Origin of the sequence: Serratia bockelmannii, from assembly GCF_008011855.1 — a bacterium.
GTDB lineage: Bacteria > Pseudomonadota > Gammaproteobacteria > Enterobacterales > Enterobacteriaceae > Serratia > Serratia bockelmannii.
This window is the reverse complement of record NZ_VOUX01000004.1, coordinates 136,760-158,386: the sequence shown is the minus strand read 5'-3', so window position 1 is coordinate 158,386 and position 21,627 is coordinate 136,760. Positions and strand designations below refer to the sequence as shown.

Below are 21,627 nucleotides of genomic sequence, written 5' to 3'. Positions count from 1 at the left end.
TTACTAAAGCCGGACCAACCGGATAAATGTATAAAAAAGAGCCACTTCAGAGCTCACGACTTCACTAATGACAGGTAAAACAGGACATCATCAGATGGTAGATCACTCTAAAATAGCGACTGACGCGACGCCCGCTTCAGAAGATCATCTACGGCGAAACCTTACTAACCGACATATTCAACTGATCGCCATCGGCGGCGCCATCGGCACCGGTCTGTTTATGGGCTCCGGTAAAACCATCAGCCTGGCCGGCCCTTCGATCATCTTCGTGTACATGATCATCGGCTTTATGCTGTTCTTCGTGATGCGCGCCATGGGTGAGCTGCTGCTGTCTAACCTGGAATACAAATCGTTCAGCGATTTCGCCGCGGATCTGCTCGGCCCGTGGGCGGGTTTCTTCACCGGCTGGACCTACTGGTTCTGCTGGGTGGTCACTGGCATCGCCGACGTTGTGGCGATCACCGCCTACGCCCAGTTCTGGTTCCCCGGACTGTCACAGTGGATTGCTTCACTGCTGTGCGTGCTGTTGCTGCTCGGCCTTAATCTGGCGACGGTGAAAATGTTCGGCGAAATGGAGTTTTGGTTTGCGATGATCAAAATCGTCGCCATCGTCGGGTTGATCGTCGCCGGGCTGGTGATGATCGCCATGCAGTTCCAATCGCCGACCGGCACCGTGGCCTCATTCACCCATCTGTGGAATGACGGCGGCATGTTCCCGAAAGGCATCAGCGGTTTCTTCGCCGGCTTCCAGATCGCAGTATTCGCCTTCGTCGGCATTGAGCTGGTGGGCACTACCGCCGCGGAAACCAAGGATCCGGAGAAGTCATTGCCGCGCGCCATCAACTCGATTCCGATCCGCATCATCATGTTCTACGTGTTCGCCCTGATCGTCATCATGTCGGTGACGCCGTGGAACTCCGTGGTGCCGGACAAGAGCCCGTTCGTTGAACTGTTCGTGCTGATTGGCCTGCCGGCCGCGGCCAGCGTGATCAACTTCGTGGTGCTAACCTCCGCCGCCTCCTCCGCCAACAGTGGGGTGTTCTCCACCAGCCGCATGCTGTTCGGGCTGGCGCAGGAAGGCGACGCGCCGAAATCGTTCGCCAACCTGTCCAAGCGCGCGGTGCCGGCCAACGGCCTCACCTTCTCCTGCATCTGCCTGCTGGGCGGCGTGGTGCTGATTTACCTGATCCCGAACGTGATGACGGTCTTCACCCTGGTGACCACCGTATCGGCGATTCTGTTCATGTTCGTCTGGACCATCATCCTGTGCTCGTATCTGGTTTACCGCAAACAGCGCCCGGCGCTGCACCAGAAATCGATCTACAAGATGCCTGCCGGCAAGCTGATGTGCTGGGTATGCATGGCGTTCTTCGTGTTCGTGCTGGTGCTGCTGTCGCTGCGCGAAGACACCCGCCAGGCACTGATCGTCACCCCGCTGTGGTTCATCGTGCTCGGCCTGTCTTACGTGTTCCTGCGCAAGAAGAAAACCGCGTGATGCAAAAAGGGGCGGATCTCTCCGCCCCTTTCTTTCTACGCCTCTGCGCTAATCCGCTTCCGTCGCCACCGCTGCTTTCCCCTTGCGCCGTATGCGCAGCTCGCTGACTACCACCCCAATCACGATCAACGCGCCCCCCAACAACGCCACGCCCGGTAAACGTTCACCGGCGAGCCGCCCGACAATGCCCGCCCAGACCGGTTCGCCGGCGTAAATCACCGTGGCCCGCGTCGGCGAAACGCTGCGCTGCGCCCAGTTCATGGTCAGCTGAATCAAAGCGCTGGCCAGCCCCAGCCCAATGGCGCTGTACAGCAGGTAATCCGAGTACGGCGGCGGCGACTCGCCGGTCGGCGCCATCATTAAAAATGAGGTCAGCGAGGCGGTCGCCAGCTGCACGATGGTCACCCGGCGGATATTCACCTTACCGGCGAAGGCGCCGATCAGAATGATCTCTGCCGCCATCCCCAGGGTACCGGCCAGCGTCAGCATTTCGCCGAGGCTCAGCGTCATGTCGGTGCTGCTCGGCGCCGCCAGCAGCATCAGGCCGGTAAAGGCCAACAGAATACCGATCCACGACATGATGCCGGGGAACCGCCCCAGCACCAGCCACTGCAACAGTGGCACGATCGGCACGTACATGGCGGTGATAAACGCCGATTGGCTGCTGGTAATCGTCTGCAGACCGACGGTTTGCATGCTGTAACCAAACATAATCGCCAACCCGATCAGCCCGCCCGCCTTCAGTTCATACAGGGTCAGGCCGCGCAGGACGCGCAGCGAAAACAGGGTCAGCGCCAGCGTGGCGGTGGCGAAACGCAGGCCGACGAAAAAGAACGGCCCGCTGACCTGCATCGCGTGATGCACCGCCAAAAAGGTGCCGCCCCAGATCATGGTGATGAAAATCAACACCGCTTCCGGCAGCCTGATTTGCGGAACCACGGCGGAAATAAAGGATTTTTTTGCTGCTGACACCGGCTTGCCCTTCCTGCTGAGTGCAATATAATGCACAGATCCTGCCAGTATGAGATAAAGTCCGGCGATGAGCAATACGGCGCATAACGCAAAAACCGATCCCCCCAAGGTGCTGCAGTACCTGAGCAGCAATCTGCGCGGCTACCGCCAACAGGCGGGCCTGAGCCAGATGGCGCTGGCCGAGCTTTCCGGCGTCAGCCGCCGCATGCTGGCGGGCATCGAGGCCGGCGATCGCAACGTCAGCCTGGCGGTGCTCGACAAGATCGCCGCCGCCCTGGCGATTTCCTTCACCGATCTGATCCAGGCGCCGGAGGCGCGCGGCAGCCATATGGTCGGGGAATTGGCCTGGCAAGGCGCGCAGCCGGGCAGCCAGGCGCTGTTCGCCGCCAGCGTGCCGGCGCGGCAGCGGGCTGAGCTGTGGGAATGGACGCTGATGCCGGGCGAGCGCTATGACTCTGCGCCGGACGCCGAAGGCTGGAGCGAAATGATCTACGTGATTGCCGGTACCCTGACGCTGGAGCTGGAACAAGATACGCTGACGCTCAGCGCCGGCGCCGCGCAAACCTTCAACAGCGATCAACGCTACGCTTACGCCAACCACGGCGACCTGCCCCTGCGTTTTATCCGCAACGTCGCCTTCTGACCGCCCGCCGACCCGCACCGGCGGCGGATGTCGTGTCGCTGTCGTGCCGCTGTCGTGGCGCCGCCATCCCGCTCGCCCTACACTGAATGACAGTGACAGCGAACTCAGGAGTGCACCATGCAAAAGTACCGCATCAGGCCATTACGTCTGGAAAAAGGCTGGTCGCAGGAGCAGCTGGCGACGATCGCCGGCCTCAGCACCCGCACCGTCCAGCGGATTGAAAACGGTGAACAGGCCAGCCTGGAAACCTTGACCGCGATCGCTGCCGCGCTGGGCGTGCAGGTCAGCGATCTCAATGCGCAGCCGCAACAGGCAATGGAGGAAGAGACGCCTGACGAACAGCGCCTTCGTCGCCAGGTCGCGGCAGAAGGCAAACTGCTGAGCATGGCGCTGCGTTTCGCCGTGATTGGCGTGATGTTGTTCGTCATCAACTGGTTTACCCACCCGCAATATCTCTGGTCGCTGTGGGCGATCGGCGGCATGAGCCTCGCGCTGGTCATGCGGGCGGTGCGCACTCTACTGCTTCGTAACGTCTTCAGCCGCTGGCAGGAACAGCGGCTGGCGCAAAAACTCAGGCGTCTGCCGTGAGCCTCAACCACTCGGCCAGCCGGGCCAGCGCGCTGCCCGGTACGATCGGCTGCGGCGACAGCAGGTAATAACCGCTGCCGTCAGGCGTAAAGCCAAAGGGTGCGCTCAACAAGCCGGCGGCCAGATCGTCTCGCACTTGCAGCCACGGGCCCATCGCGATGCCAAGACCGGCGACCGCCGCCTGCAGGCTGAAATAGAAATGATCAAAGCGCTGCTCTGTATGCCCCACCAAGGCCATCCCCTGTTGCTGCGCCCAATGCCACCAGGCATCCGGCCGGGTGGCGGCATGCAGCAGCTTCGCGCCGGGCCGCAAACTCCGCAGGCTGCCCTCAGCGATCGTCATCCTTGCCAATGCCGCAGGTTGGCACACCGGCCCAACCTTTTCACTGAACAGCGCCAGGCTATGCACCTGCTTTCCCCAATCGAAGTCATTGCGCCTGATCGCCGCCGTTATGCCGTCATGGAACGAAAACGGCCCGCCGCCGGCCACCAGCTGTAAGTTGATATCCGGGTGCGCCTGTTGAAAAGCCGGCAGGCGCGGGATCAGCCAACGCATCAATAAGGTCGGTTCACAAGACAAGACCAGCGGCGCGTCGAGCGCCTGCTGACGCAGTTCCAGCGCGGTATGATCCAGAATGCCGAAGGCCTGCTGCGTCGCATGAAACAGCTTGCGCCCCGCCGCCGTGAGCAGAACTCGCCGATGGCGGCGCTCAAACAACGCCACGCCCAGTTCCTCTTCCAGCGCCCGCACCGCCCGGCTGACGGCGCCATGCGTCAAATTCAGCCCCTGCGCCGCCTGCGTAAAACTTTCCAGCCGCGCGGCGGTCTCGAAGCAGCGCAGTCCGCCCAACGGCAACGGCCTGCCGATTTTGCGTGAGTTTTTCTCACCGATATTGTCACTATTCATCGTTTGTCACCGAGAAAAATTACTCTTATAAATCAGTCACTCTATTGTTAAACATCGCAAGGATAACTATGACTGAACTCATCGCTGTCGTCACCATTACTTTACTCGCCGTGATAAGCCCAGGGCCGGACTTCGCCATGGTCTCGCGCAACAGTCTGCTGCTCTCACGCCGCGCCGGCATATTGACCGCCTGTGGCATCGGCGCCGGCGTACTGGTTCATGTCAGCTATACGCTGATTGGCGTCGGCGTGTTGATTCAACAATCGCCCTGGTTGTTTAACCTGCTCAAAGGCATCGGCGCCGCTTATCTGATCTATCTTGGCTTTACGCTGCTGCGCAACGCGGCGCATCAGGATGCCACGCCCAGCACCGCGCCGGCCGCCATCAGCGATTTCGGCGCGCTGAAAACCGGCTTTTTCACCAACGCGTTAAACCCGAAAACCACCATTTTCATCGTCAGCCTATTCATGCAGGTCGTCTCTCCGCACACCCCGCTCGGTGTACAAATTGGCTATGGCCTCTTTATTGCCGCCGTCCATGTGTTCTGGTTCGCTGCCGTTGCGTTGCTGTTTTCCGCGCCTGGCGTCAATGCGCGCTTTTTGCGTTTACGCCGCGGCATCGACCGCACCTTTGGCGGGCTGCTGATTGTCTTTGGCGCCCTGTTGGCGATCGCCGGCATCAGGTAACGCCACGACGCCAAGTTCGTCATTCGCTTCTATGCTTATCAGGGGTTTTTGTTAATCATCTGAGCGGGAGTACGAAACATGACGAAACTGTTGGTGCTTTATTACTCAATGTACGGCCACATCGAACGCCTGGCGCAGGCGGTGGCTGAAGGGGCGAACCGTGTCAACGACGTGGACGTGACGATTAAACGCGTGCCGGAAACCATGACGCCGGAGGCCTTCGCCAAAGCCGGGGGCAAGCAACACCAGCAGGCGCCGGTCGCCAGCCCGCAAGAACTGGCGGACTATGACGGCATTATCTTCGGCACGCCAACCCGCTTCGGCAATATGGCCGGGCAAATGCGCACCTTCCTCGATCAAACCGGCGGGCTGTGGGCTTCCGGCGCGCTGTACGGCAAGGTAGGCAGCGTCTTCTCCTCCACCGGCACCGGCGGCGGCCAGGAACACACCATCAGTTCGACCTGGACCACGCTGGCGCACCACGGTTTCATCATCGTACCGATCGGCTATGCGACGCAGGAGCTGTTTGACGTTTCGCAGGTGCGAGGCGGCACTCCATATGGCGCCACCACCATCGCCGGCGCCGACGGTTCGCGGCAGCCGAGTAACGAAGAGCTGACCATTGCCCGTTATCAGGGCGAACACGTGGCTAAAATCACCGCCAAGCTGAAAAGTTAAGCACCCTCCAGCCCCCGTGATCCAAAGGGCCGCGCATTCGCACGGCCCCATCTTGTTGCCAACCCGCCGCAAGGTTAGAATGCCCCTCCCCCGGCCATTCAGCGTCTGAAGGCCAGGCCCGAATTCGTTCTGCCCGTCGCTCATCCGCTTTCAGCCCGAGGACGGGCGTTCTGTTTTTTGCGCACAGCGAAGGGAATAAGTCAGTGTCTAAAGATTTTGATGAACTAATAAGAGACATGGATCTTATTATTGAAAATGTAGACAGCTTCAAGGCTCTGGCTCCGCGCGCGCCCGAGCCGGCTCCGGCCCCGCCGCCGCCGGTTCATCACTACGACTCGTTCTGCGAAAACATCGCGCTAAAAGTCGTCTTGAAGGTGCTGCTGTCTTCGGTGGACAAGATAGTCAAAGTACAGATCGCCAACAAGGTCGAGCAGGAAATCGCGCAGATCGAACAGCAGGTGGTGCGCGCCGGCGGCGGCCCGGTATCACCGGACGATCTGGCGCAGATGACGCATTACGTTCGCCGCACGGTCAACGACCTGCTGGAGTAATCCTCCCCCCTTTGGAACGGCGTCTGTTGGACGCCGTTTTCATTTCTGCCGCATTTCACGTGCGGCTTGGCTGTACCATGACTGACACATTCGCAACATGAATATGTTGCATTGTTGTATTCGTTTCACTGCGATAAGTTTATTTTACTGTAAATACATACAGTACTTTTTAACTTATTGAGGATATGAATATGCGCTTTAACAACAAGATGTTGGCCCTGGCCGCCCTGCTGTTCGCCGCTCAGGCGTCGGCCGACACGCTCGAATCCATCGACAACTGCGCGGTCGGCTGCCCGACTGGTGGCAGCAGCAACGTGTCTATCGTGCGTCATGCTTATACGTTGAACAACAACAGCACCACCAAGTTCGCCAACTGGGTGGCCTATCACATCACCAAAGACACACCGGCCAGCGGCAAGACGCGCAACTGGAAAACCGATCCGGCGCTCAACCCGGCGGACACGTTAGCGCCCGCCGATTACACCGGCGCCAATGCGGCGCTGAAGGTCGATCGCGGTCATCAGGCGCCGCTGGCTTCGCTGGCGGGCGTTTCCGACTGGGAATCGCTGAACTACCTGTCCAACATCACGCCGCAAAAGTCCGATCTTAACCAGGGCGCCTGGGCGCGGCTGGAAGATCAGGAACGCAAGCTGATCGATCGCGCCGATATCTCCTCGGTCTATACCGTGACCGGGCCGCTGTATGAACGCGATATGGGCAAACTGCCGGGCACCCAGAAAGCGCATACCATCCCCAGCGCCTACTGGAAGGTGATTTTCATCAACAACAGCCCGGCGGTGAACCACTATGCCGCCTTCCTGTTCGATCAGAACACGCCGAAGGGCGCCGATTTCTGCCAATTCCGCGTGACGGTGGACGAGATCGAGAAACGCACCGGCCTGATCATCTGGGCCGGTCTGCCGGACGACGTGCAGGCTTCGCTGAAGAGCAAGCCCGGCGTCCTGCCGGAGTTGATGGGCTGCAAAAACTGACGAAAAAACCCGCCGAGGCGGGTTTATTTTTCATACGGGCGCCGGCGGTTTATTCCGTCAGCGCCTTTTGCGCGGCGGCCAACTCACGCTGCCGGGGCGACGCCACCGCATGATCGCGCGCCAACAGCGTGTACACCGTCGGCAGCACGAACAGGGTAAACAGCGTGCCCACCAGCATGCCGGAGACGATCACCAGCCCCAGCCCGAAGCGGCTGGCGGCACCGGCACCGCTGGCGAACAGCAGCGGGATCAAACCGAACACCATCGCCCCGGTGGTCATCAGCACCGGCCGCAGGCGAATTTGCGCCGCCTGCAAAATCGCGTCGCGCCGCGTCAGCCCCTGATGCATCTGCAGTTCGTTGGCGAACTCCACCATCAAAATACCGTGCTTGCTAATCAGCCCGATCAGGGTCACCAGCCCGACCTGGGTATAGATATTCATCGTGGCGTAGCCCAACGCCAGCGGCAGCAAGGCGCCGCAGATCGACAGCGGCACGGTGATGAGGATGATCAGCGGATCTTTCAGGCTCTCGTACTGCGCCGCCAGTACCAGGTAAATGATCACCAACGCCGCCAGGAACGCGAACGCCAGCGCGCTGCCTTCCTGGGTATATTGGCGCGAATCCCCTTGCCAGTCATGGCTAAAGTCGGCCGGCAACGCATTCGCCTGCCGTTCGAGGAAGGCCACCGCTTCGCCCATCGAAACGCCGGGGGCGGGAATGGCCTGCAGGGTGGCGGCGTTCTGCTGGTTAAACTGAGTCAGCTTGTTCGGTTCGACCTTAACGGCCACCGATACTACGGTGGAGAGCGGCACCAGCGTATTGTCCTGGGTGCGGACGTACTGCCGCGCCAGCGCCTGCGGCGTCAGCCGCTGTTCGCGCAGGCTTTGCGGGATGACGTCATAGGCGCGCCCGTCCATGCCGAAGCGATTGAGGTAGTTCTCCCCCACCAGCACCGCCAGCGATTCGCCGATGTCGCTCATGCGGATCCCCAGACTGTTGGCCTTGGCGCGGTCGATATGCACCTCCGCCAGCGGGTTGTTGTAGTCCAGATCGCTGTCCACCACCATAAACAGGCCGCTGTTTCTAGCGTTCTGCTTCACCTCTTCCAGGGTGCGGTACAGCTGCGGGTAGTCCTGCGGCGTACGCAGTACCATCTGCACCGGCAGCCCTCCAGTGGAACCCGGCAAGGCGGGCAGTTGGAAGGCGAAAATGCTGGTGCCTTCGACATCGTTCACCGCCCGTTGCAGATCGGCCTGCACCACCGACGCCGAGCGCTGGCGCGCCTGCCACAGCGTCAGGTTGATACCGCCAATGCCGGACGCCGTGCCGTCGCTGCCGTTGATGATCCAGCGGCTTTCGGTTTCCGGCATGCGGTTGTAGACCTCATCCAGCTTGTAGGCGAAGCGTTCGACATAGTTCAGGTTGGCGTGCTGCGGCGCCTTGATGGCGGTCAGTACGATGGCCTGATCCTCGGTCGGCGCCAGCTCGCGCTGCGGCATCAGGTACAACAGCGGCAGGCTGATCATCACCAACAGCGCCAGCGTCCCAGTCAACCAACGGTGGTGCAGCGAGAAGTCCAGCGCGCGCGCATAGCGCCGCGTCAGGCCGCCGAAGAACCACTCGGCGGCGTGCGCCACGCGCCCTTCGCTCTGTTTGGCCGGCAGCAGGAGCGAGCTCATCACCGGCGACAGCGTCAGCGCCACCACGCCGGACACCACCACCGCACCGGCCAGCGTCAGCGCGAACTCGCGAAACAGCGCGCCGGTCAGCCCGCCCATCAGGCCGATCGGCGCATAGACCGCCGCCAGCGTCAGCGTCATGGCGATCACCGGCCCCGCCACCTCGCGTGCGCCGATCATCGCCGCCGCCAGCGGCGTTTTCCCCTCTTCGATATGGCGATGTACGTTCTCCACCACCACAATGGCGTCGTCCACCACCAAACCGATCGCCAGAACCATCGCCAGCAGCGTCAGCAAATTGACGCTGAAGCCGAAGGCCAGCATCAGCCCTGCAGCGCCAAGGATCGACAGAGGAATGGTCACCACCGGGATCAACACGGTGCGCAGCGACCCCAGACACAGATAGATCACCGCCACCACGATCGCCAGCGCTTCGAGCAGGGTATGCACCACTTCATCGATCGAGGCCTGAATAAAGCGCGCGGTCTCGAACGCCAGCGCCATCTTCACGCCCGGCGGCTGCATCTTGTCGATCGCCGGCATCAGGTGACGAATGCCGTCGACGATCACCAGCGGGTTGCCGGTCGGCGTAGGGAAGACGCCGAGGAACACCGCTGGTTCGCCATCCATCAGGGCACTGGTTTCGGTGGCCGCGGCGCCTAGCTCCACGGTGCCAACGTCTTTCAAGCGCACCAGGCCGTTGCCGTCGTTGCGCACCACCAGATTGCGGAACTCTTCCACGCTGGTGAGATCGGTATTCACCCGCACGTTGGCAACCACGTACTGCCCTTTTACCTTGCCCGGCGCCGCCTGGTAGTTGTTGCGCCGCACCGCGTCGGCCACGTCGGCGGCAGTCAGGCCGCGGCCGGCCAGCCGATCGCTGTCCAGCCACAGGCGCATCGCCATTTTTTGCCCGCCAAACACTTCCACCTTGGCGACGCCGTCGATGGTGGTGAACATCGGCTCCACCACCCGCGTCAGGTATTCGCTCAGCGCCGGTGTGGACAGCGTTTTACTGGAGAAACCGACATAGGCCACGGCAGTAGCTTCACCGGCGGACCGCTCAATCACCGGATCGTAAGCCTGCTCCGGCAGCTTGTAGCGCACCTGGTTGACCTTGGCCATCACTTCGGTCAGCGCCTGGGTGGAGTCGCGGTTCAGCGCCATACGCACCGTCACCACGCTGCGCCCCTGAACCGACGAGGAAGAAAGGTAGTCAACGCCCTCGACGGACGACACCGCCTGGGCGATTGGCTGCGTGACAAAGCCCTGCATCAGCTCGGACGACGCGCCGGGATAGTCGGTGCTGATGGTAATGGTAGAGTTTTCCAGCAGCGGGTATTGGCGGATCGGCAGTTTGCTGAGCGCCAGCGCGCCGAACAGCAGGATCAGGGTGCTGACCACCAGCGCCAGCACCGGCCGGCGCACGAACAGATCGGTAAATGTCATCGGTCTCTCCTCAGGAACCGGCCGGGGCGGCGTTCAGGGTATCCTGCGCCACCGGCTCGGCCGCCATGCCGTCGCTCAGCTTGAGCTGGCCCGAAGTCACCACCCGATCGCCTTCCTGCAGGCCGCTGACTATCTCGACGCGCCCGTCGTTGCGCTCCCCCACGGTGACCGAGGCGCGCTTGACCGTCATGCCCTTTTCACCCTGCTGCGCCAGAAACACGGTATCGCCGTACGCCGTATAGGTCAGCGCCGTTTCCGGCACCGTCAGCACCGCCACGCGTTGCCGCTGCGTGACGCGAATGCCCGCGTACATGCCCGCCTTCAGCAATCCCTCACTGTTGCTCAACGTCGCCTGTACCTGCACGGTGCGGGATTTGCCGATCATCGGGTCGATAGCGGTAATGGCGGCGGGGAAAGCGCGATCGGGATACGCCCCAACCTGCACCGACACCGCCTGCCCCAACGCCAGCCCGGCGCTGCTTTGTTCGTCCAGCGAGAAATTGACGCGCAGCGTATCGGCGTCCACCAGGTTCGCCACCGCCTCGGAGGCGTTGAGGTATTGCCCTTCATGCACGCGGCGAATGCCGATGGTGCCGGAGAACGGCGCTCGGACCGCCTTTTGCGCAATTTTGGCCTGCGTTTCCTGCACCGTACCGAACGCCATATCCCGCTCGGCCAGCGCATCGTCCAGCTGTTGCCGCGCGGTAGCGTTGAGGTTCATCAGCTTGCGCATGCGCGCCAGCAGGAGATCGGCATTGCGCAATTGCGCCTGCAGGCGCACCAGCTCAGCCTGTTCAACCGCATCGTTAAGCTGCACCAGCAGTTGCCCCTGCCGCACCGTTTGGCCGGATTCGAACAGAATGCGTGTGATGCGGCCGCTGGTCTCTGCCGCCACTTCCACCTGGCTGGCCGCCTCCAGCTCGCCCACGCCGGCATAGCTGCGCGCCGCCTGTTCACGCAGTGCGGGCGCCAGTGCCACTTTCACCGGTGGATAGACCGGTGCGCCTTCGCTTTGTCGCGCGGTGGAACGCATCGCAACGGCGGCGACGGCGAGTGCCGCCAGCAGCGCGGCAATAATGAGGTATCGTTTCATCATGTAACGGTTTCTTCCTGATTTTACAGCCAAAGCCATCCTTCCCCCGACGCAGCGCAGGGAGGTGACGAGAGATACCGGTTGCCAAGCCCGGCTGGCTGCACTATAAAACCTCAGGTTAACTTGAGGTCAAGTTGAGGAAGACAAAATGGCAAGAAATGAACCGATTGACGCCAATCGGCTATTGACCGTTGGGGAAGTGGCGAAACGCAGCGGCGTGGCGGTATCCGCGCTGCACTTTTACGAAAGCAAGGGGCTAATTCAGGCGATGCGCAACGCCGGTAACCAGCGCCGCTACACGCCGGTGGTGTTGCGCTACATCGCGGTGATCAAGATCGCGCAAAGCGCGGGCATTCCGCTGGAGGAGATCCGCGCAACGCTGGGGCGTTTTCCCACCGGCAGCAAGCTAACCGCCGAACAATGGGGAATTTTGTCCTCCTCCTGGCGCAAAACGCTGGATGAACGCATACAGCGGCTGACGGTGCTGCGCGATCATCTCGACAGCTGTATCGGCTGCGGCTGCCTGTCCCTCGCCGACTGCCCGCTGCGCAACCCAAACGATATTTGGGGCCAACAGGGTGCCGGTGCGCATATTTTCGAACGCCCGGCCGATCATGGGTGAGCAGATGCTCTCCCTGCGGGCCAACGCACCCGCCTGTGGAATAGCGATTACACTCGCTCATCCGCTGCCAAAATGAACTGATGAAAACGTTGAATCTCCAGCTTACGCATGGCGTTCATTTTATGCTGGCTGACGGTTTTCTCGGAAATGCCCAACGCCTTAGCGACGCCGGTATTCGGCTTTCCCGCCAGCAGCATGGCCAACACCGAAAGCTCGCGCGGCGACAGACTCTGCCCTTTACAGCTCGCGGTGAACATTTTTATCGCCTCAACGAACGTCGTAAGACCGATGTTTTTTTTCAGACAGTTAAAATTCGCCAGGCGCGGCGTTTCCACGCCGGTTAAGACGATCGTATTGTCAGGCCTGTCGATAATATGCGATAAGAAATTCATAACCCGACAGATAGACGAGAAAGAGACGATGACCACTTCTGCATGACAAGACATGGCATGTAATCCACGGCGTGCAGATGAATGCAGACCAATAACTTCAACGCCCTCCAACGACTTCAAGATCTGCGATATGCCATAGAATAAATAGTAATCATCAGAAAATATAGCCACTCGCACAGGATCACCCCATTGCTATTTGTCATGGGCGCGTTTTTAACAACGCCCCCATGGCAGTCATGCCAATTAACTTTATTGGTTCGACTTACTTAAGTGAAGAACATAATGAGATCAGCAATGCAGACAGCGATGAAAGATATTTTTCATCCAAATTCATAATGCCATCTTCACTGTATTTTACGTTATTATCTAGAATTTCATGAATACTCTCGACGGCGCATACGGCATCCTTCCAAACTACACGCCGCCCGAAAGGTGAAGCGCCGAGATATTGCGCGCTTTGGCGAAAAGCAACGATAAAATCGCGCAGTATATCGAGCACAATCAATACTTCCTCCCTGCTGACACACCGCTTCATTTGCACTTTATCCAAGAAAACGCTGAGCGTGCTTTGTAAGGAAAACAGGCTCTTGAACAACCCGCCGGCGATATCCTTCGGTGTTTTCACGCTGGTTGATATGACAAAAGGGAGCTCTCCATGCTGTGAAATATATTGATAAAGCCCATTTATCGCCGTCGTCGGCTTAATATCCAAACCGCGAAGAATGACGTCAACCTCATCTTTTAGCGATTTTTCAACTTTGACACCGATCTGGATTTGTTCCGTCATACAATTCATCCTCAACATAGAGATCCGGATTAAACACCAATATTATTCAAGTAAATAATATTCGCCACCAATTACCATGTTAAGATTTTTCTTATATGTGGCAACCTGTTTTTTATTATTAAAAATAACAAAAGAATCATTTATATATAATGTTAAGCATGGCCGATGTATTAATTCCCCCACTGCTCATTGTGGTGGGGCTGTAAGGATAATAATAGGCCGCCATACCGATGGAAAATTGCGCATCCAAGGCATTGCCGGTTCCCACATGAAATAATGAAGTCGCCGCACCTGGTGCCACGCTGGAAAGCGAAAGCGTGACGGGATTATTCGGCGAAGCCGTCTTGACCAGCCGGATGCCAATGCCTTTTGCCGCCTCAGGGCTTTTATCTATCAAAACCGTATTATCCGAAGCCAACAGATTATTGCTGGATAAAAACATATTGATATCCCGATCGGCCGTGCCGCCGCTTTGCCGATTCTGACAGCTGAAATTCAGTGTAAAGGGCGTCAGGCCATTTTGCGCCCCCTGAGTAATCTGCGATATCCCCAACGTCGGCAACTTCACTGCCAGGCCAGCATTGTCGAAAGTGCAGGTCGTCATCTTGGGCGCATACTTGATGGTCATCGGCTGTCCGTACATGTCGCGCTGATCGTAAGGCCAATTGAAGCCGTTGAGCAGCCAGGTCAAGATCTTCACCAACTGCTTGGCGGGCCACAAAATGATCTCCAGCAAAGACATCCCGCTCAGATCGGTCACGAACATCACGTCCTTAAGGCTAACCGTGTCGCCGGGTATCGATGTGCCCGTCTTGCTGACCAGACTGAAACGGATATTCATCGGCTGATTCAATTCCGAAGCGGAGTGCGATCCCCAACCGCTAAGCTTTTTGTTGGCGATGTCGTTGGTTATTTCCGCGCGTATCCAATATTTACCGCTGTTGAATCCCAGAATGGTCGCCTTCGTGCTGTCGGTTGACAGGATACGCGTATAGCCGAATTCGCTGCTCGAGGTTGAACAGCTAAATGAACCGCTGTATTGCGTATAAAAACTGCCTTCCCAGACCGGTGTCTTATCGCTGAGCTTATCCGACAAATCGACGTAGATCGGCGGCGCATATTGGATGCCATTGCCGTAGCATGAAGCGTAACTGTAACCGCTGAACAATAGGGACAGCGTCAGTGCGAGTATCCTGAGCATGGTGTAATTATCCTTTATCGACATGTGTTGGCTGCGCTGCCCATCGATATTTTCGGGCGTTCAATCTTGCAGACACCGTCATTCAGCCTGACTTCCAGCGACGTTGGCTGCTGTTCAACCCGTAGATACAGGACGCTGGCCTGCCCGACGAAGCCAATGGCATTCCCACTTTGATCCGCCACCTCCGCACCAAATGGCAGGGGTTTATTGCCGCGCTTAAAGGCGCGCAGCGTATAAGGCCGACGCCGATCGGTTTCAAATCTCAAATAGTTGACGGCGCCGGCATAGGGCACACTGTTGGCGATATTGCCGACGATCTCGGCGCCGGAGCTGTTGCCGGTATCCGACAATGTCACGGAGTTTTGCCGGTAAGGCGTGGCGTAAGGCACCAAAGCCAGCCCTTCGTCGTTAGTGACGATGCTCTCGTCGCCGTTCACCATCAGCCCTTTGGCCTTGGGCGCGTCCACCACCATCATGGTGTTGCCCATTTCGTTGGACGCCAGCAAATGCCAAGGGATCGCCACCAGGCTGCCGCGGGCGCTCATGCCCAACTGTCGATAGTCTGATGATTCACTGTAGGAGCCGCCGACAGTCGTCGCGTTGGCGCGATAGGCGGCATTCACGCTCGCCATGCTGTTGCCGCCGCTTTGATTGCTGCCGGCAAGCGCATAACTCAGACGGTTTGATTCCAGCGCATTGCCGCTCAGGCTCAGCGAGCTTTGCTGATAGTGCGAATCGGTGGCGGATAAGCTGGTGCTGAGATAGGCATTGTTGTCGAACATCGACAGCGGCACGCTCAGAGAGAGATAAAACCGCGTCTCTTCTTTGCGATCGGAATTTCTCACGCGACTCGCGGAAATGTTGTAACTGACGCGCGAGAAGGCGTTTGAATACCCGAGCTGGTATTCCCGGCTTTTATTCGTATCCGACCAATAATCGCGTTGGGTGCCGGAGAAATAGAGCGTGCCCCACCCGTCTGCGAGCCTCTGGTTCAGGTTCAAATTGAAGGTATTGCGTGGACGAGCGGCGCGAACGGCGTCCCAGGTATTCAAATCCAACGGGGCAAGCTCATTGTCATCCCGATCGTTCCAATAATCGTGAAAACGCTTGTCACGCTCGCGGTAACCTTGATGGGTGTAGATGGCATCGTTAAAGCTGTAATAACCTTTGGTCGAATAACGGTATGCCGCCAGCGTGAAGTTTGTTGCGGTAGCGTCCAAAAACTTGCTGTAGGCGATCCGAAAACTTTGCCCATTTTCATTGCGATCCTGCAAATGCGTCGAGGCCTGAGTCACATCGACGGATACCGCGCCGAACGGCAGATTCCAGCCACTGCCCAGCAGCCAGGCGCGATAGTCCTCGCTGAGGATCGTACCGACGTAACCGGTGACCAGGTTATTGAAGCCATACTGCAGCGTGCCCTGCGCGAAAGCAGGCGCATAGTCGGTATCCGCCTGATTGACCTTACCGGCCACCAGGCCGTATTTGCTGACACCCTGCTTCAACATGTTGGGAACGGCGGAAAACGGTACGGTAAAGGATTGTTCCCGCCCGTCGGCTTCCTTGACCACGACCAACAGATCCCCCGCAGAGCCAGTCGGCAATATGTTATCCAGCGTAAAGGAGCCCGGCGGCACGTTCTCCTGATAGATGAGGTTGCCGTTTTGCAATACTTTCACCAGGGCATTGCTCTGCGCCACGCCCCGTACTATCGGCGAAAAACCCTGCTGCGAATTGGGCCGCATGTTGATATCCGAGGCTAAAGCGCCGCCCCGCACCCGAATCGAGTCGAACAAGTCCCCCGGCGAATAGAAATCGCCCATCGTCAGGTTCGATTTGATGGCGGCGAAGCCACGCTGCACATAGCGAGTATTATTTTGCCAATCGCTACCCTGTCGCGAACTGCTGCGGAAATTGCTGCTGTCTCTGAATTGCCAACCCGCCAGATTGATCCCCGATTCCAAACCGGTATAGAAATCGTCGTTTGACGCCTTGTCCCCCTGCAACGACTGCACGTGGTAATAGGTGGCGTTATAGGCCAGCAGCAGCGCAGGCACGCCGCGATCCCAAAATTTGGCGTCAACATAGCCGGCCTCTGCGCGAATCACTCGCGACTGAGGCACCGTCAGCTTAAGGCTCAACGTCCCCACGTCGAAGTCGGCCCTTCCTCCTTGCACCAACGTTTGGACGGGGATCGGTTCCTTGTCCCCCCCGATGGACAAACTACTCATATCGATGCCCAACAGGGCGGCGTCACGATGGGCGATGCGAATATCGCCTTTATGTTCGCCGAACTGCAACGAGAACCGCCCTTTCCAACTCTGGTTGACATACACGTCGACCGTTTGCGTGCCTGCCGGCATGTCATTATTGAGGTAAAAACGCGACAGGTCGGATTCGCTGGACGCGCCGGCCAATAGAGAAGTGTCGAATTTCATCGCCGAGGCTTTATTTAACGGAATGAATACAGATGCGGTCAGTATCGAAAGCAATTTTAGTTTAAGCTTCATGGCCGTTCTTCACGTTAGCGGGCTGTAATGGCTTTAGATTTATAAGCCCCCAGGTCGTCGATATAGAGCAGGGTGTAGGGAATGTTCCGGCTCACACCAACTTTGGTCGGAACAAAGAGGCTGGAATATGGCCCGACCATCACTGAGTCAATCAACAGATTCTTTTTGCCTTTCTGATCAACATTGGCCAACGTAAAAAAGTAAGGACCTTTGTTGATAACCTTAAATCCCTTCCCTGCCGCCTGGAGTTCAATGAAGTCGGTGATGTTATTTGCGCTGCCGGTTAACCCTGCCGGGCGATAAAATAGCTTGATGCGCGATTTGATGGCTAATTGCAGCGTATTGACCCCTTGCAAATTTTCCGGCGTAGGCGGGATATCCAGCACATTCAAATAAAATACCGACTCACGACCGCCGGGGAGCGCCGCGCCCATTTTTTGTATGCGTAATTGCTGGCCATTATTTCCGGCAACTTTTACAACCGGCGGGGATAACAAGAACGGCACGTTTGCCGTTTCAGGCGTCGAGTTGATATCACCATCATCAATCCATGCCTGCACCAGTGCCGGATCGTCACCATTGTTGACTAACTGAACGATAACATCCTTGTTTTTTTCCGGATAAATAACGCGCGTTCCATTAATTACAATATTGGCATCGGCGCAAAAGCTGCTGAGAAACAATCCAGCAAAGATTAAGCACTGTTTCATAGTCACCCCAGATGCCAGGCCTTTGCCTTGGGCACAGGCCTGGCTTAATTGCAATTACAGGTAAGAAATGGTGTACGTCACGTTGGAACTCAATTCCCCCACTTTTGCTTCCAACGCATTGGTCTTGTAGTAATAGGCATCCAGCGTCAGCGTTTCGGCATCTGGCGCCGTTTTATCGCCTTTGATCTTGGTGACATAAGGCACGTTCAACGGAATCGGCGTGGATGAACCCGGCTCGGCCAGAGAAAAACCGACGTTTTTCGCTACGGCGGCGTCGCTTTCATTCACGGAGCTGTTCAGCAGATATTTTCCGTCGGTAGAGATATTATTCGCCGAAGAGAAGTAGATCTTCAGCGGCGTACCGGCCGTTCCCGCCGCCGGCGTGCAGCCGGAGAACGTCAGCGAGAAAGATTTCTTGTTTTTGGTGATGGGGCCGACAACGGTGCCCGCATCCGTCACGGAAATCGGGCTGAGCGCAACGGTAAAATCGGCGCTTTTCCCGCCATTGATGGTACAAGTGGTATCCGTAACGGCACCGCTAAACGAAATAACGCCACCGGCGGAATTATCTGCCGCCATTGCGCCCACAGATGTTAACGCGGCAGCCAATACCGCCAAAGAGATGCCTTGCTTAATCATAATAAACCCCATTACTTTCTTCGCTGAGAGAGCATATATAAAATGACCTACACCATTAAACCGTTTAGAGGCTAACGAAGCTTAGGCAATAGCAGAGTATTGACAGCATCCTGCCATCTAAAAGTTTATATGTGGCGGTATATATTTATATATATCCAAGTGTATTCTAAAAGATATCCGGCAATGGGAAAAATCTCATTCACCGCCAGATGCAGAACATATTAATTCCAAAGACAAAAAAAATGCAACATCGAATCAAATAATTTTCATGACCATAAAAAAACGAATCGCGCAATGAGCGGAAAGATACGCGCCTTAAAAGAGTGAGTACGACAGGATACTTGCTGCGCAGGTTAAATAAATGTCGCCGTTTCCTCATAAAGCGCTTGTGGCATAAAAACAAAAAACCATTGAAATAAAAAGAAAAAAACACATAAAGAAAAATCTTAGATTCCTTCCCCCCTTCTCCTCCCACGTAAAGTTTAGTTTTCCTCTACCTTAAAAATTTTCCGACCCACCGCTATAGGAGCAGCCCGAAAATTCGACACTCTTTGCATATCAATATCCAGATACACAAAAAACAGCGCCCACACTTTTCTTCGTTCAGTCGATAAGGCTGAATTCTTTCAGAGAAAAATATACCCTCCCATATAAATATAAATCCCACTTTTAAAGTAGATTTTAAAATATACCGAAAGGTAATTCATTTAAATAAATCGCCGTAAGGGTAAAGCAAGATAGGGGAAAAGGGCTGCATCTCAAGTAACGGCAGGAATAAAAAACCCGAGCGCCACAGGCTCGGGTTTATAGCAAAACACACATTTGACGATCAGAGCGGCTTTTCAGTCCGTACAATGCCGTGATTCTTCATCACTTCTTCCATCGTAAGGCTATCGTCATACGGCGTCTCATCCACCACGACGTCTTGCGGACGCACATAAGGTTTGGTCGCACGTTTGAACATCCACCACCACACGAATACCAGGAAAGCGCCGGACTTCAGAAAGATCATGGTCCATAAGGCGACTTGATACCAGTTCATCTCTGTCTCCATAGAGCATTAAGCGAAAATAGATAAGGCGGCGTTGATTATCGCGCCGGTCACGCCTGACACGAGCAGCCGACCTTGATAAACGCATAATCTCACCGATGCGTGGCCCTTATCAATAGCCGATCGCGTTTCCTGGAAAGGCTTGCCGTTTTCTCCGCACGCAAAAGCAAAAAACCCCGTGCTCAGAGAGCACGGGGTCAGAATGTATGGCGGAGGAGCAGAGATTCGAACTCTGGAACGGTTTCCCGTCGACGGTTTTCAAGACCGTTGCCTTCAGCCACTCGGCCACCCCTCCGCAACGACGCGCACTATAAACAGACCTTATTCGCTTGTAAAGCCCGGGCGCGTTCAACCGCGCGAAAAATCAGCGAAGGCGCGGCAAACGGCGAACAAACACGCGTCCGCATCCCCGCTGTTGCCGTAATGATAACTAAGGGTAAAGATTGGTAAACAAACTTTAATCAACCGCTTGCGCTGCCTATTATCGGGATTATTTTGTTATGGCTTGATAAGAGAGAGCATTATGGACCGCATTGTCGTCTCATCTTCTTCGCGCGACTCGCTGCTCAGCACGCATAAAGTCCTGCGCAACACCTATTTCCTGTTATCCCTGACCCTGGCCTTCTCAGCCCTGACCGCCACCGCCAGCACGATGCTGGGGCTGCCGGCGCCGGGCTTGCTGCTGATGCTGGTTGGCTTCTACGGCCTGATGTTCCTGACCCATAAACTGGCCAACAGCCCAGCGGGCATCTTGGCGGCGTTCGCGCTGACCGGTTTCATGGGATATGCCCTCGGCCCAATCCTCAGCTCGTTCCTGAACGCCGGTGCGGGCGACCTGATCATGCTGGCGCTGGGCGGCACCGCAGCCGTGTTCTTCTGCTGCTCGGCGTATGTGCTGACCACCCGTAAAGACATGTCGTTCCTGTCCGGCATGATGATGGCAGGTTTTGTGGTGCTGCTGGTGGCGGTGATCGCCAACCTGTTCCTGCAGATCCCTGCCCTGCACCTGGCTATCAGCGCGCTGTTCATCCTGTTCTCCGCCGGCGCGATCCTGTGGGAAACCAGTAACATCATTCACGGCGGCGAAACCAACTACATTCGCGCCACCGTTAGTCTGTACGTGTCGCTCTACAACATGTTCATCAGCCTGTTGAGCATTCTGGGCTTCGCCCGCAGCAACTGATCGCACGTTACGCTTGCCTTCCAGGCCCCGCTCCGGCGGGGCTTTGTTTTTTGCGGCCGAAAAAATTTGCTAAACTGGCGGCCGTTCCGAATTATCCGTTATCGAGGCAGTATGTTGGAGTTTGAAGGTCAGGTTATTGACACTGACGCGCAGGGCTATCTGAAAAACAGCGCCGACTGGCATGAAGGCCTGGCGCCGCTGCTGGCCGCGCAGGAAGAGATCGTGCTCACCGAAGCACACTGGGAAGTGGTGCGCTTCGTGCGCGACTTCTATCAGGAATTTAATACCTCACCGGCTATTCGCATGCTGGTCAAAGCGATGGCACAGAAATACGGCGAAGAAAAAGGCAACAGCCGCTATCTGTATCGCCTGTTCCCGAAAGGACCGGCCAAACAAGCCACCAAGATCGCCGGGTTGCCCAAACCGGTAAAATGCATCTGACCGCTCCGCCCGCAGCGCCGCTGCAGGCGAGCGTTTAATAGCGAATGCCGAACCCATCGTAGTCAGCCACGCCGTGTGGCTCCACCAGCACGCGTTCGACGCGCGCGCTGCGCGGGCCGCCCTGTTTCAACCACTCCACCAGCCTATCCACCTGCGCCTGTGTGCCGCAGGCCACCACCTGGACACTGCCGTCATCAAGGTTGCGCGCATAGCCGGCCACCCCCAACGCCTCGGCCTGCCGCTGAGTGGAATAGCGAAACCCCACCCCCTGCACCACGCCATACACATACGCAGCAATGCAAACTTGTGTCATAATCGCCCCCTTAATTAAGTTTTCGTTATGGCATTGCCGTGCC

22 protein-coding genes and 1 tRNA gene are annotated in these 21,627 nt (G+C 57.2%); 10 read left to right on the top strand and 13 right to left on the bottom strand.

Annotated elements, in window-relative coordinates:
- The first annotated feature begins 94 nt into the window (after positions 1 to 94).
- The gene (cycA, locus tag FOT55_RS08095) at positions 95 to 1,495 is read left to right on the top strand and encodes a D-serine/D-alanine/glycine transporter (RefSeq protein WP_043141829.1); all 1,401 of its coding nucleotides are present in this window, start codon (positions 95 to 97) and stop codon (positions 1,493 to 1,495) included.
- Between the two features lie 48 nt (positions 1,496 to 1,543).
- Here the strand turns inward: cycA and FOT55_RS08090 are convergent, their stop codons facing one another.
- Positions 1,544 to 2,467 carry a DMT family transporter gene (locus tag FOT55_RS08090; RefSeq protein WP_147823344.1) on the bottom strand — a complete coding sequence of 308 codons (924 nt, stop codon included), beginning with the start codon at positions 2,465 to 2,467 and terminating at the stop codon, positions 1,544 to 1,546.
- Positions 2,468 to 2,534: 67 nt separating this feature from the next.
- Between FOT55_RS08090 and FOT55_RS08085 the strand changes: the two genes are divergently transcribed.
- Entirely contained in the window at positions 2,535 to 3,110 is a 576-nt protein-coding gene (locus tag FOT55_RS08085) for a helix-turn-helix domain-containing protein (protein WP_141969664.1), read from the top strand.
- 117 nt (positions 3,111 to 3,227) lie between these two features.
- Positions 3,228 to 3,698, top strand: a complete 471-nt coding sequence (locus FOT55_RS08080) for a helix-turn-helix domain-containing protein (RefSeq protein WP_147823343.1) — start codon at positions 3,228 to 3,230, stop codon at positions 3,696 to 3,698.
- On the opposite strand, the gene FOT55_RS08075 is transcribed toward FOT55_RS08080, so the two are convergent.
- Positions 3,682 to 4,605 carry a LysR family transcriptional regulator gene (locus tag FOT55_RS08075; protein WP_147823342.1) on the bottom strand — a complete coding sequence of 308 codons (924 nt, stop codon included), beginning with the start codon at positions 4,603 to 4,605 and terminating at the stop codon, positions 3,682 to 3,684. The two genes, FOT55_RS08080 and FOT55_RS08075, sit on opposite strands and share 17 nt — an antisense overlap.
- Positions 4,606 to 4,673: 68 nt before the next feature.
- Between FOT55_RS08075 and FOT55_RS08070 the strand changes: the two genes are divergently transcribed.
- From FOT55_RS08070 to FOT55_RS08055, 4 genes are all read left to right on the top strand, one after another.
- Entirely contained in the window at positions 4,674 to 5,291 is a 618-nt protein-coding gene (locus FOT55_RS08070; protein ID WP_043141841.1) for a LysE family translocator, read from the top strand.
- Between the two features lie 78 nt (positions 5,292 to 5,369).
- Positions 5,370 to 5,969, top strand: coding sequence for an NAD(P)H:quinone oxidoreductase (gene wrbA, locus FOT55_RS08065; RefSeq protein WP_025302329.1), 600 nt, complete (start codon positions 5,370 to 5,372; stop codon positions 5,967 to 5,969).
- Positions 5,970 to 6,205: 236 nt separating this feature from the next.
- Positions 6,206 to 6,520 (top strand): hypothetical protein, encoded by a 315-nt coding sequence (locus tag FOT55_RS08060; protein ID WP_016928271.1) that lies wholly within the window; start codon positions 6,206 to 6,208, stop codon positions 6,518 to 6,520.
- Positions 6,521 to 6,711: 191 nt separating this feature from the next.
- Positions 6,712 to 7,512: a DNA/RNA non-specific endonuclease gene (locus FOT55_RS08055; protein ID WP_015377376.1), complete on the top strand. Its 801-nt coding sequence runs from the start codon at positions 6,712 to 6,714 to the stop codon at positions 7,510 to 7,512.
- A 49-nt stretch (positions 7,513 to 7,561) separates the two neighbouring features.
- On the opposite strand, the gene FOT55_RS08050 is transcribed toward FOT55_RS08055, so the two are convergent.
- Complete coding sequence (locus tag FOT55_RS08050) at positions 7,562 to 10,642, bottom strand: MexW/MexI family multidrug efflux RND transporter permease subunit (RefSeq protein WP_049295354.1); 3,081 nt, start codon at positions 10,640 to 10,642, stop codon at positions 7,562 to 7,564.
- 10 nt (positions 10,643 to 10,652) lie between these two features.
- A complete protein-coding gene (locus FOT55_RS08045; protein WP_147823341.1) occupies positions 10,653 to 11,738 on the bottom strand; it encodes an efflux RND transporter periplasmic adaptor subunit in 1,086 nt (361 codons plus the stop codon).
- A gap of 145 nt (positions 11,739 to 11,883) precedes the next feature.
- Between FOT55_RS08045 and soxR the strand changes: the two genes are divergently transcribed.
- Positions 11,884 to 12,357 carry a redox-sensitive transcriptional activator SoxR gene (gene soxR, locus FOT55_RS08040; RefSeq protein WP_025302326.1) on the top strand — a complete coding sequence of 158 codons (474 nt, stop codon included), beginning with the start codon at positions 11,884 to 11,886 and terminating at the stop codon, positions 12,355 to 12,357.
- A 47-nt stretch (positions 12,358 to 12,404) separates the two neighbouring features.
- On the opposite strand, the gene FOT55_RS08035 is transcribed toward soxR, so the two are convergent.
- From FOT55_RS08035 to FOT55_RS08000, 8 genes are all read right to left on the bottom strand, one after another.
- The gene (locus FOT55_RS08035; protein ID WP_197538605.1) at positions 12,405 to 12,920 is read right to left on the bottom strand and encodes a response regulator transcription factor; all 516 of its coding nucleotides are present in this window, start codon (positions 12,918 to 12,920) and stop codon (positions 12,405 to 12,407) included.
- 91 nt (positions 12,921 to 13,011) lie between these two features.
- Entirely contained in the window at positions 13,012 to 13,536 is a 525-nt protein-coding gene (locus FOT55_RS08030; protein ID WP_049204270.1) for a hypothetical protein, read from the bottom strand.
- A gap of 136 nt (positions 13,537 to 13,672) precedes the next feature.
- The gene (locus FOT55_RS08025) at positions 13,673 to 14,737 is read right to left on the bottom strand and encodes a fimbrial protein (RefSeq protein WP_025302323.1); all 1,065 of its coding nucleotides are present in this window, start codon (positions 14,735 to 14,737) and stop codon (positions 13,673 to 13,675) included.
- Between the two features lie 14 nt (positions 14,738 to 14,751).
- Positions 14,752 to 17,247 carry a fimbria/pilus outer membrane usher protein gene (locus tag FOT55_RS08020; RefSeq protein ID WP_147823340.1) on the bottom strand — a complete coding sequence of 832 codons (2,496 nt, stop codon included), beginning with the start codon at positions 17,245 to 17,247 and terminating at the stop codon, positions 14,752 to 14,754.
- Between the two features lie 14 nt (positions 17,248 to 17,261).
- On the bottom strand, positions 17,262 to 17,957 hold the full coding sequence (locus FOT55_RS08015; RefSeq protein ID WP_025302321.1) for a fimbrial biogenesis chaperone: 696 nt from the start codon (positions 17,955 to 17,957) through the stop codon (positions 17,262 to 17,264).
- 54 nt (positions 17,958 to 18,011) lie between these two features.
- Complete coding sequence (locus FOT55_RS08010; protein WP_406882978.1) at positions 18,012 to 18,608, bottom strand: fimbrial protein; 597 nt, start codon at positions 18,606 to 18,608, stop codon at positions 18,012 to 18,014.
- An 817-nt stretch (positions 18,609 to 19,425) separates the two neighbouring features.
- On the bottom strand, positions 19,426 to 19,638 hold the full coding sequence (locus FOT55_RS08005) for a hypothetical protein (RefSeq protein ID WP_025302319.1): 213 nt from the start codon (positions 19,636 to 19,638) through the stop codon (positions 19,426 to 19,428).
- A 216-nt stretch (positions 19,639 to 19,854) separates the two neighbouring features.
- A tRNA-Ser gene (locus tag FOT55_RS08000) sits at positions 19,855 to 19,942 on the bottom strand.
- A 228-nt stretch (positions 19,943 to 20,170) separates the two neighbouring features.
- On the opposite strand from FOT55_RS08000, the gene yccA reads away from it, so the two are divergent.
- Entirely contained in the window at positions 20,171 to 20,830 is a 660-nt protein-coding gene (yccA, locus tag FOT55_RS07995; protein ID WP_004928091.1) for an FtsH protease modulator YccA, read from the top strand.
- A gap of 111 nt (positions 20,831 to 20,941) precedes the next feature.
- Positions 20,942 to 21,271 carry a sulfurtransferase TusE gene (gene tusE, locus FOT55_RS07990; protein ID WP_004928095.1) on the top strand — a complete coding sequence of 110 codons (330 nt, stop codon included), beginning with the start codon at positions 20,942 to 20,944 and terminating at the stop codon, positions 21,269 to 21,271.
- Between the two features lie 34 nt (positions 21,272 to 21,305).
- Here tusE and yccX read toward each other — a convergent pair whose 3' ends face one another.
- On the bottom strand, positions 21,306 to 21,584 hold the full coding sequence (gene yccX / locus FOT55_RS07985; protein WP_025302318.1) for an acylphosphatase: 279 nt from the start codon (positions 21,582 to 21,584) through the stop codon (positions 21,306 to 21,308).
- Positions 21,585 to 21,627 lie beyond the last annotated feature (43 nt).